The 10,516-nt window shown below is 63.4% G+C and carries 9 protein-coding genes; 1 reads left to right on the top strand and 8 read right to left on the bottom strand.

The window, feature by feature from the left end; translation table 11 throughout:
- Together NKH97_RS31030 and NKH97_RS31025 are read right to left on the bottom strand one after the other, a co-directional pair.
- A partial coding sequence (locus NKH97_RS31030) for a potassium transporter Kup (protein ID WP_352799600.1) occupies positions 1 to 1,513 on the bottom strand: 1,513 nt, incomplete at its 3' end.
- Positions 1,514 to 1,616: 103 nt separating this feature from the next.
- On the bottom strand, positions 1,617 to 2,357 hold the full coding sequence (locus NKH97_RS31025; RefSeq protein ID WP_023813048.1) for a pyridoxine 5'-phosphate synthase: 741 nt from the start codon (positions 2,355 to 2,357) through the stop codon (positions 1,617 to 1,619).
- Between the two features lie 135 nt (positions 2,358 to 2,492).
- On the opposite strand from NKH97_RS31025, the gene NKH97_RS31020 reads away from it, so the two are divergent.
- Complete coding sequence (locus NKH97_RS31020; RefSeq protein ID WP_352799599.1) at positions 2,493 to 2,915, top strand: SpoIIAA family protein; 423 nt, start codon at positions 2,493 to 2,495, stop codon at positions 2,913 to 2,915.
- Here NKH97_RS31020 and NKH97_RS31015 read toward each other — a convergent pair.
- The 6 genes from NKH97_RS31015 to NKH97_RS30990 all read right to left on the bottom strand — a co-directional run bounded on the left by NKH97_RS31015 (position 2,908) and on the right by NKH97_RS30990 (position 10,304).
- On the bottom strand, positions 2,908 to 4,035 hold the full coding sequence (locus NKH97_RS31015; protein WP_352442881.1) for an ATP-dependent DNA helicase: 1,128 nt from the start codon (positions 4,033 to 4,035) through the stop codon (positions 2,908 to 2,910). The genes NKH97_RS31020 and NKH97_RS31015 overlap by 8 nt on opposite strands.
- A gap of 145 nt (positions 4,036 to 4,180) precedes the next feature.
- A complete protein-coding gene (locus NKH97_RS31010) occupies positions 4,181 to 4,540 on the bottom strand; it encodes a nitrile hydratase accessory protein (protein WP_352442858.1) in 360 nt (119 codons plus the stop codon).
- Complete coding sequence (gene nthB / locus NKH97_RS31005) at positions 4,527 to 5,186, bottom strand: nitrile hydratase subunit beta (RefSeq protein WP_352442859.1); 660 nt, start codon at positions 5,184 to 5,186, stop codon at positions 4,527 to 4,529. Before nthB ends, NKH97_RS31010 begins: the two co-directional genes overlap by 14 nt.
- Positions 5,183 to 5,806 (bottom strand): nitrile hydratase subunit alpha, encoded by a 624-nt coding sequence (gene nthA / locus NKH97_RS31000; protein WP_352442860.1) that lies wholly within the window; start codon positions 5,804 to 5,806, stop codon positions 5,183 to 5,185. The genes nthB and nthA overlap by 4 nt, the downstream gene beginning before the upstream one ends.
- An 80-nt stretch (positions 5,807 to 5,886) precedes the next feature.
- Entirely contained in the window at positions 5,887 to 9,048 is a 3,162-nt protein-coding gene (locus NKH97_RS30995; RefSeq protein ID WP_352442861.1) for an efflux RND transporter permease subunit, read from the bottom strand.
- Positions 9,045 to 10,304 carry an efflux RND transporter periplasmic adaptor subunit gene (locus tag NKH97_RS30990; RefSeq protein ID WP_352442882.1) on the bottom strand — a complete coding sequence of 420 codons (1,260 nt, stop codon included), beginning with the start codon at positions 10,302 to 10,304 and terminating at the stop codon, positions 9,045 to 9,047. The genes NKH97_RS30995 and NKH97_RS30990 overlap by 4 nt, the downstream gene beginning before the upstream one ends.
- Positions 10,305 to 10,516 lie beyond the last annotated feature (212 nt).

Here is a 10,516-nt window from a genome sequence, read left to right as displayed (position 1 = left end):
GCGCGCTGAGTGGATCGCTCGTCAGGAACACCGCGGTGCCGGACACCAGCTGCGGCTTTTTCTTCAGGAGATTGCCGGCGAGGAAATCGAGCGGGATTTCGTTGCGGCGGGTCTTGTCGAACAGATAGCGGCTGCCGCGCACCCAGGTCCACATGGCCAGCACGATGGTGAAGGCCACGGCCAGCGAGGCCCAGCCGCCCTCGAACACTTTGACGATGTTGGAGGCAAAAAAGCCGACGTCGATGAAGCCGAACAGCGCCGTCATGGCGACCGCCACCCACAGCCGCCATTTCCAAATCCGCGTCATGACCACAAACAAGAGCACTGTGGTCACCAGCATGTTGCCGGTCACCGAGATGCCGTATGCCGACGCCAGCCTGCTGGATTCGCCGAAGCCGACGACCAGCATCATCACCACCAGCGCCAGCAGCAGGTTGACGCGCGGCATGTAGATCTGGCCGGACTGTTTCTCCGAGGTGTGCAGGATTTCAAGGCGCGGCAGCATGTTGAGCTGCACCGCCTGCCTGGTCAGCGAGAAGGCGCCCGAGATCACCGCCTGGCTGGCGATGACCGTCGCGGCGGTCGCCAGCACGACCATCGGGATCAGCGTCCAGCCTTCGTTCATCTCAAAGAAAGGATGGCCGACGACGCCGTTCTTGGCCAGCACGAAGGCACCCTGCCCGGCATAGTTCAGCAGCAGGCACGGGAACACGACCCACAGCCAGGCGAGCACGATCGGCTTGCGGCCGAAATGCCCGAGATCGGCATAGAGTGCTTCCGCACCGGTGACGGCGAGGAAGATGGCGCCGATGGTCACGAAAGCGACGTCGGGCGAATTGATCAGAAACGCGACGATGTAGTGCGGGCTGATCGCCCACAGGATTTCCGGATCGGCGATGATGTGGTTGAGGCCGGAAAGGCCGATCGCCAGGAACCACACCGCCGTCACGGGACCGAAGACCAGCCCCACACCCCCCGTGCCGAAACGTTGCACCGCAAACACCATGGCAAGGATGACCAATGTCAGCGGCACGACATAGGGCTGGAAGGTCGGCGTGACGACATTCATGCCCTCAACCGCCGACAGCACCGATATCGCCGGCGTGATGACGGCATCACCGAAGAAAAGCGATGCCCCGACAATGCCGATGCCGAGCATCAGCGCCGAGCGCTTGGGGAAACTGCCGCGCGCCAGCGCCATCAGCGACAGCACGCCGCCCTCGCCGCGGTTGTTCGCCCGCAGCACGAACATGATGTACTTGATGGTGACGATGATCGTCAGCGACCAGATGATCAGCGACAGCACGCCGAGGATATCGCCGCGCTCGGCGACATTGCCGCCCGACGACGCCACCAGCGCCTCGCGAAAGGCGTAGATCGGGCTGGTGCCGATATCCCCATAGACGACACCGAGCGCGCCCAGCATCAGAACCTTGGTGCTGTGCTGCTCGACTTCCGAATGGCTCGATTGTTCGACGGGTTCTGCCTCACTACCAGTATTGGTAAGGGCCATGGACGACACTCCGATAAGCGCGCGGTGCTCTACGCTTGCTGCAATGCAATATCAAGTGCCGTCGCGTAATGGCTGCCATGCCTGCCACGCGAGGCTGCCATCGCTACCATCCGCAGGCCTTGAGGAACCGACCCACCGTGCCGGCCATGCCATACTCCAACGCGTCGGCTGTCAACCCATGTCCGATCGACACTTCGGCCAATGCCGGAATGCGCTTGGCAAGTGCGGGCAGATTGCTGACCACCAGATCGTGCCCGGCATTGACCTGAAGCCCGGCAGCAAGCGCGGCGTCGGCGGTTTTTCCCAGTCTTTCCAGCTCCTTGGCCGCTTTGGCGGAATCTGTGTGATAGCTACCATATGGACCCGTATAGAGTTCGATACGGTCGGCGCCGACATCGCGGGCGGCCGCCACCCAATCGGGGTCCGGATCGGAAAACAGCGACACGCGAAAGCCCCCCTTTTTCAGACGCTTGACGATCGGTGTGAGGAACGCGGCCCGGGTGGCGAAGTTCCAGCCATGGTCCGATGTCGCCTGGGCCGGATCGTCCGGCACCAAAGTCACCTGTTCGGGCTGGTGCTTTTCCACAAGCACCAGGAAATCCTCGGTCGGATAGCCCTCGATGTTGAATTCCGCGCGCGGAAACTCGTCGTCGATCAGCGACCGAATCTCAGGCAGATCGGAGTGTCTTGTGTGCCGCTCGTCGGGGCGTGGATGCACCGTCAGCCCATGCGCTCCGGCCGCCAGCGCAATGCGGCCGAGGCCGGTCACGCTTGGCCACGGCAGGTCGCGCCGGTTGCGCAGCATGGCGATGGCATTGAGGTTGACGGAGAGCTTTGCAGGCATGCGGGTGGCCTCGGAAATCATTCAACGCGCCCACCTATAATGCCTTTGACGGGAACAGTAATGCCTTTGGTGGGAACAGACTGGGGGTTTCGCGTGTTCCAAGCCTGATGAGCGAACCCGGGAAAGGACGCACCGATGAATTTTCTCGATGAGGTTCCGGCAATCCGCCGTATCGAGACCAGCCGCGACGACCTTTTCGCCATCGATGTCGTCGGGCACGTTTCCGCGGCCGACGGTGAAAATCTTTTCGGGCTGCTGGAGGCAGCCTATGCCCTGCACCCGCGCATCAATGTGCTGGTGCGCCTCGTCGACCACGATGGCGTCGACTGGGCCGACATCGCGGACGAGACCCTGAAGCAGGGTGCCATTCATGCATTGGAACATGTCGGCCGTTGCGCAACCATCGGCGAACCGGACTGGATAGCGGACGCACAACGCTTTCTGCCGTCCTCACCGCCCATCGAAATCAGGCATTTCAGGGCGGAGGACGAGGCTGCCGCCTGGCAATGGCTTGCCGCACAGCCTATCGGGGCAACAGCATCCGGAGCCCCTACCTGACGATCGTCAGCCGTTCGGCCGCCCGCGTGATGGCGGTGTAGAGCCAGCGCTGGCGGGTTTCCTTGAAGGCCCAGCTTTCATCGAACAGCACAATCTCGTTCCACTGCGAGCCCTGCGCCTTGTGCACGGTCAGCGCGTAGCCATAGTCGAAATCGTCGAAGCGCTTCTTCTGCTGCCAGGGGATATCGGCATCGGGATCCTCGAACGCCGCCTTGAGCAGCTTGATCTTGGCGACGCCACGATCCGGATCGTCCTCTTCCGGCGACACCAGAAGGTTGATGCCGGGCTTCACCGTCTCGCGCGACGAGGTCATCACCTTCCACAGCGAGCCATTGAGCAGGCCCTTGGCCGGATCGTTGCGCAGGCAGACCAGCTTGTCGCCGGCTTGCGGATAATCGGCGTTGAAGCCCTTGAGCTCGCGCAGCCGCTGATTGTAGCGGCGACGCGTGCGGTTGGTGCCGACCAGCACCTGGTCCGCCTTCAGCACCAGCTCCTGGGTGACGTCTTCCTTGCCGATCACCTGCGCCGTGCCATAGTCGCCACGCATGAATTCACGGCCCTCGCGCACATCGAGCGCCAGCCGCAGGATCGGGTTGTCGCGCGCCTGCCGGTGGATTTCGGTCAGCAAAAAATCCGGCTCGTGGTCGGTGAAGAAGCCGCCGCCCGAGATCGGCGGCAGCTGGCCGGGGTCGCCCAGCACCAGGATCGGCGTGCCGAAACTCATCAGGTCGCGGCCGAGCTGCTCGTCGACCATCGAGCATTCGTCGATGACGACCAGTTTCGCCCGCGTAATCGGGCTCTGGCGGTTGAGCGAGAAGGTCGGCGACATCGACGTCTTGCCGGTGACCTCGTCCGATACCGATTCCTCGCCCTTCGGCCGATAGATCAGCGAATGGATGGTGCGCGCATTGACTGCACCCTTGGAGCGCAGCACCTGCGCCGCCTTGCCGGTAAAGGCGGCGAACTGCACCTGGCCGTCGACATGTTCGGCGAAATACCGCGCCAAGGTCGTCTTGCCGGTGCCGGCATAGCCGAACAGCCGGAACAGCTGCGGCTGGCCGGTCTTCAGCCATTGGGCGACCGCCTGCAGCGCGTCGTCCTGTTGGGGAGAGAATTCCATCAGTGCGACAGACCGGATTCGCAGGGGAAAGACAAGATCGGTTGCCACCATCATCGATGCGCCGGGACGCTTCAATGCCGCCGACGGGTCAGGCTATCAGGCACAGACAAGAACGTAAAGGGAACATACAAGCTCATCCCACACCTTATCGAATCGGCTGGGGATCGTTTTCTAGCAGGATCGGCTTGCCGTGCGGCGTGGCATGCGCGGCGCGCTCCCAGGCTTCAGCCATAGCGTCGACATCCGACTTCGCGGCCAGCCCTTTGGTGGCAAGCAGGCTTTCCAGCGCCGCCAGCCAATGTTCGTAATAATCATGGCCGTCCGCTGCGGCGCCCGGTCTCTTCACTTCTTCCGACAGTGCCTGCGCCCACTCGCTCCACGAAAACAGGCCCTTGTCGTGCAACGCCACCGTCATGGCGAACGCCTCGGCCTGCCATGGTTCGGCGAAAACAGGGGCATCGACGCCCGGAGGCAAATCGCCAACGAAGCCATCACGCCGGCTCAAGATAGCTCTCCCAGGCGTCGATCGACACAACAAGCATCGGGTCGGCGCCCTCGCCCCAGATTTCCGGCCCTTCGAAAACCACGGTGTAGACCCATTGCGGATTTTCGCCGTGTCCATGCGCGTTGCTGTCGGGGAACACGAAGCCATCGCGCACGGCCTCGATTCTACCCTGCTTGCCGCGTGCGTAGCGCGGCAGCCGCGTGTGGCCGGTCGGGTTGAAGTTCTTGGTCCGCACAGGATCGCCGGCCTTGAACCGCGCCGGCTGTGCCACCGGCCGGTCGCAAGGCCCGCCCTTGGCCAGCACGGCAGGCACGTTTTCCGCCTTCAGCACCCTTTTCGGTGTCGCAGCCGGATCAATCGCTCGGCCCTCAGCCAAATCGCGCTCGCTGACAAACCCATGGCGCTTGAGCAGCACCTCCAGCGCCTTGATCCAGATCTCGTAGTAGCTGGAGGCATAATAGTCGGCCGGATGCAGTGATTCCCGCGCATGCCGGCTCTCGTCGATGTTCCAGGCTCCCATGGCGCCGGCAGTCAGCGTCACGCCGAGCGCCCGCCTCTCCCATGCGGCATGAAAATACGGCTCGTCCTGTTCGGGCGCGACGGGACCGAACCCCATTTGTCCGCCGAGATCCTGCGGCCCGTTCATGCCGGCTGCCCCTCTATTTCAGGTCTTTGGGCCAAGCCGGTCCCGATCATCGCATCACGGCTGACCAGTTCCGCCAGCCGCTCCTCGCTCCAGCCTTCGGTATTTTCGGGCCGCATCGGCACGACGAGATAGCGCAGCTCGGCAGTGGAATCCCAGACGCGGATTTTCTTGTCCGCCGGCAGCGTCAGCCCGAACTCCTCCAGCACGCCGCGCGGATCGATGACGGCACGCGAACGATAGGGCGGCGCCTTGTACCAGACCGGCGGCAGGCCGAGCACCGACCACGGATAGCAGGAGCACAGCGTGCAGACGACGAGATTGTGCGTCTCCTCGGTGTTGAACACCGCCTGCATGTGCTCGCCCTGACGGCCGGTGTAGCTCAGCGATTCGATCGCCGCCGTCGCATCGCGTTTCAGCCATTCGGCATAGGCGGGATCGCTCCAGGCCTTCGCCACCACCCTGGCGCCGTTGCGCGGTCCGATTTTCGTCTCGTAGGTATCGACGATGACGTCGATCGCCGCCGGATCGATCAGCCCCTTTTGGGTGAGGATGGTTTCCAGCGCGCGGACGCGGGCGGTAAACGGATCGAGTTCGTTGTCGTGGCCATGATCGTGTGACATGGCCGCAAACTACGTTTCCAGCGATGCCGCCGCAAGCGCAACGGCTTGGGCCAACGGCACATGGCGCTGGCCCTGTCACATCATTCGGCCGCCGCCCGCTGCGGTTCGGGCAGCATGTCTTCCCTTGGTTTGAACAGCGAGAGCTGGTCGACATCTTCGACCGGGCTCGGCTCGCCCTTGCGACTTGACCAAAGCCCGACCAGCCAGCCCGAGAAATTCTCCATGTAGACATAGATCACCGGCGTCACGAACAGCGTCAGCGCCTGCGAGGCAAGCAGGCCGCCGACAACGGCAACGCCCAGCGGCTGGCGCAGCTCGGCGCTGGCGCCGGTGCCGAGCGCGATCGGGATGGTGCCCATCAGTGCCGCCAGCGTCGTCATCATGATCGGCCTGAACCGCATCAGGCACGCCTTGTGGATCGACTCGGTCGCCGACATGCCTTCTCGTCGCAGTTCGAGCGCGACGTCGACCATCATGATGCCGTTCTTCTTGACGATGCCGATCAGCATCAGGATGCCGATCACCGCGATGACAGACAGATCCATGCCGGCGAAGCGCAGCGCAACGACCGCTCCTAGCACGGCCGACGGCAGGCCGGTGAGGATCGTCAGCGGGTGGATGAAGCTCTCGTAGAGTATGCCGAGCACGATGTAGATGGTCAGGATTGCGCCGCCGACCAGAAAACCCTGGTTGGCAAGAGAATCCTGGAAGGTCTTGGCCGTGCCGGCGAAGGTGGTCGAGATCACCGTCGGCATGCCGATCTGCTCCTTCAGCGCATTGATGCGCGTCACGCTGTCGCCCAGCGCCACGCCCTGCGGCAGATTGTAGGAGATGGTCACGGCTGGAAGCTGGCCGAGCTGGTTGACAGTCAGGGCGCCGGCCGTGCGATCGACCCGGGCGAAGGCGCCGAGCGGAACAAGACTGCCGCTCGCCGTTCTCATCTGGATGGCCAGCATCCGCTCGGGCGACCACTCGATCTTGGGATCGAGCTCGGTGATAACTTCGTAGCTGTCGGCCGAACCGAAGATTGTCGAAACCTGGTCGGTGCCGAACCCGCCATAGAGGGCGGAGCGCAACGTGTCGGTGTCGATACCGAGCTGGGCGGCCTTGTCGCGATCCACCACCAGCGTCGCCTGCAACGCATTGTTCTGCAGGTCGCTGGTGACGTCGGTGAAGTTCGCATGGTCGGCAGCCATCGCGTCGTTCAGTTTCTGCGCCCAAATATCGGTCAGGCCGGTATCAAGGCCCTGAACCACGAGCTGGTAGGCGCTTGCCGACGACCGCGAGCCCAGCCTCAAATTCTGCACCGGCTGCATGTAGGTCTCGATGCCCGCCACGCCGGCCAGTTGCTTGCGCAGATCCGAAAGCACCTTCTCGATATCGGGGCGCTGGTCCTTGCCCTTGAGCTGGACGAAAAGCTGCCCCTGATTGAGCGCATTGTTGCCGCTGCCCGCCGACCACGCCACATGGTCGACATAGGGCGAATGCGAGAAGACACTGGCGACCTGTCCTTGCAGCCTGGACATGGCATCGAAAGAGATGTCCTGACGTGCGATGGTGGTCACCGATATCTGGCCGATGTCCTCCTGCGGGAAGAAACCCTTCGGCGAAGTCTGGATCAGCCACACCGACGCTGCCGCGGTGCCGACGAAGACGAGGAACACCAGGAAGGTGTGGCGCAGGCAGAAGCTCAAGACCCTGTCGTAGCCGCGGGTGACGAGGTCCTGCTTATGACCGGGGCCATGCTTGTCACGGTCGGCTTTGGTCACCGACAGCAGCCGCGAGCACAGCATCGGCGTCAGCGTCAGCGACACGAACATCGACGCCAGGATGGCGACCGTCACCACGACGGCGAACTCGTTGAAGATGCGCCCGATGACGCCACCCATCAGCAGCACGGGGATGAACACCGCCACCAGCGAGATCGAGATCGAGATGATGGTGAAGCCGATTTCGCGCGCGCCCTTCAGCGAGGCGTCGAAGGCCGACAGCCCGTCCTCCTCCATATGGCGGAAGATGTTTTCAAGCATCACGATGGCGTCGTCGACGACGAGGCCGACCGCCAGCGTCAGGCCCATCAGCGATATGTTGTCGATGGAAAAGCCGAACAGGAACATCGCGCCGAGCGTGGCAATCAGCGAGATCGGCACAGCCACGGCCGGAATGATCGTCGCCGTTACCCGGCGCAGGAACACGAAGATCACCATGATCACCAGGGCAATGGTGAGCAACAGCGTGAACTGCACGTCGCTGACCGCCTGCCGGATCGAACTGGAGCGGTCGTTAAGCAGCTTGATGTCGGCGGCGGCCGGCATCTGGTCCTTGAAGGACGGCAGCATCGCCTTGACCTTGTCGACGACGTCGACAGTGTTGGCGTCGGGCTGGCGTTGCACCGCCATGATTATCGCGCGGGTGCCATCGTACCAACTTGCGGTGGTGGTGGTCTGCACCGAATCGACCACGCGGGTCACCTCGCCCAGCCGTACCGGATGGCCGTCCTTGGTGGCGATGATGATGTTGGAGAAACCGGCGGCGTCGGTCAGCTGCGTGTTGGCGGTGATGGTGAGCTGCTGCTTGTCGTTCTGCAGCACGCCCAGCGGCGTGTTGCTGTTGGCCGAGGCGACCGCCGCCTGCAGCTGATCGATCGAGATGCCGCGCGCGGCAAGCGCGGTCGGGTCGATCTGGATGCGCACCGCGTATTTCTGTTGGCCGAAGATCGAGACCTGCGCCACGCCGTCGATGGTCGACAGCGACGGCGAGATGACATTTTCCGCGAAAGCATCGAGATCGGTCAGCGGAACCGTGTCGCTGACCAGCGACATCAAAAGGATCGGCGCGTCGGCCGGATTGACCTTGCGATAGCTCGGCGGCGCCGTCATCTGCGGCGGCAATGATTTCTGCGTGCGCGCGATCGCCGCCTGCACATCGGCCGCCGCCGCATCGATGTCGCGGTTGAGCACGAACTGGATGGCGATCGAGGTCTGGCCAAGCGAGTTCGTGGTCGAGATCGAATCGATGCCGGCGATGGTGGCAAACTGCTTGATCAGCGGCGTCGCCACCGATGTCGCCATGGTTTCCGGCGAGGCGCCGGGCAGCGAAGCCGAGACATTGACCACCGGGAATTCGGCGCTGGGCAGTGCGGCCACCGGGAGGAACTTGTAGGCGAACAGCCCGCCCAGCACGAGGGCGAACGACATCAGAAGGGTGGCGACGGGTCGGCGTATGCAGAATTCGGAGATCATTGGGCCGCCTCGCCGGCGTTGGTCGCCTCGGCCACCTTGGGCGCGGCTGCACTCGCCGTGGCCTTGCCTTCATGCACGGCGGCGCCGTCCTTCAGCCTTGTCTGACCTTCGGTGACAACCTTCTCACCGCTTTTCAGCCCCTGGCTGATGGCGCTGTTGTCGCCTTCGGTCAGCGCCACCTGCACCGGGCGCATCTCGACCGTGTTGTCCGGCTTGACCACATAGACGAACGGCCCCTTCTGGCTTGGCTGCACCGCGACCGTGGGAACCGATGTCATCTGCGGCATGATGCCGGCGTCGAGCACGACATTCACATACTGGCCGGGCCATAGCGAAAGATCGGCATTGGGAATGCTTGCCCGCGTGGCAATCGTGCCCGACGCGGTGTCGACGCTGGAGTCGACGAAATCGAGCGTACCCTTGCCGATCGGCGTCGGGTCGCCATCCTTGGTCAGCGTCACCGCGCCCTGCTGCGGGTTGGCGAGCGCCTTGTGCAGCAGGGCCAGATTGCTCTCGGGAAGATTGAAGTTGACCTGCAGCGGGTCCATCTGGGTGATGGTCACCAGCGGAGTGGCCGTGCTGCTGTTGCCATTGCTGACGGTGACGAGATCGCCGACGGCGACGCTGACAGCGCCCAGCCTGCCGGAAATCGGCGCCGTGATCGTGGCGAAGCCAAGCTGGACATTGTCGGCGTCGATTGTCGCCTTGTCGGCATCGACAGTCGCTGCGGCAGCCTTCTGCGCGGCGACGGCCTGGTCGTAGGTCTGCTGCGTGCCGGCCTGCTTGGCGACCAGATCCTTCGCGCGCTGAAGATCCGACTGCGAGCTGGCGAGCATCGCCTGATCCTTGGCGAGCGCCGCCTGATCCTTGGCAAGCTGCGCCTTCAGCGCCCGGTCATCGAGCGAAAACAGAACGTCGCCGACCCTGACCATCTGCCCGTCCTTGACATCGATGGAGACGATCTGGCTGGACACGCGCGCATTGATGTTGACGACGGCTGGAGAGGAGACGAAGCCGATCGCGTAGCGCCGGATCGGGAAATCGGCTGTCGAGGCGACGGCCGAGAGGATCGAGGCCGAGCGCCCGGCATTGTCGGCCTTCTTGTCCGAAGCCGTGGCCTGTTTGTCCGGCGCGGCAACCTGCTTTGCGCCGATAACCTGCTGGACCCTGCCCAGCGCATCAGGCGAGAGATAAAGCCACCCGGCCGCACCCAGGCAGGCGACGGCCAGCAACGAAAGAACGACTTTTCCACGCATGGTCAAAGGCCCTCTCCACCCGACACGTCGTGGTCCGATGGTTCTATTCCAACGCGGCCCGTTGCCGCGATTTCGCCGAATAGATAGGACACGCCTTTGTCGGAAAAGGGCCAAAAGGCGGCATTACGAAGATTTAATGTGCACTGCACAACGGATGTGCAACACGGGCTCAATCCCGATCTGGGCGGTACGCCCGAGACTCCGGATCCTGT

This window comes from Mesorhizobium sp. M0870, from assembly GCF_040319775.1.
GTDB lineage: Bacteria > Pseudomonadota > Alphaproteobacteria > Rhizobiales > Rhizobiaceae > Mesorhizobium.
This window is presented reverse-complemented; position numbering and strand designations above follow the sequence as displayed.

What these genes read in the sequence shown, in the direction of transcription:
- NKH97_RS31025 (WP_023813048.1), bottom strand. Translation starts at nt 2,357, where the DNA reads ATGCCTGCAAAGCTCTCCGTCAACCTCAATGCCATCGCCATGCTGCGC.
- NKH97_RS31020 (WP_352799599.1), top strand. Translation starts at nt 2,493, where the DNA reads ATGAATTTTCTCGATGAGGTTCCGGCAATCCGCCGTATCGAGACCAGC.
- NKH97_RS31015 (WP_352442881.1), bottom strand. Translation starts at nt 4,035, where the DNA reads ATGGAATTCTCTCCCCAACAGGACGACGCGCTGCAGGCGGTCGCCCAA.
- nthB (WP_352442859.1), bottom strand. Translation starts at nt 5,186, where the DNA reads ATGAACGGGCCGCAGGATCTCGGCGGACAAATGGGGTTCGGTCCCGTC.
- nthA (WP_352442860.1), bottom strand. Translation starts at nt 5,806, where the DNA reads ATGTCACACGATCATGGCCACGACAACGAACTCGATCCGTTTACCGCC.
- NKH97_RS30995 (WP_352442861.1), bottom strand. Translation starts at nt 9,048, where the DNA reads ATGATCTCCGAATTCTGCATACGCCGACCCGTCGCCACCCTTCTGATG.
- NKH97_RS30990 (WP_352442882.1), bottom strand. Translation starts at nt 10,304, where the DNA reads ATGCGTGGAAAAGTCGTTCTTTCGTTGCTGGCCGTCGCCTGCCTGGGT.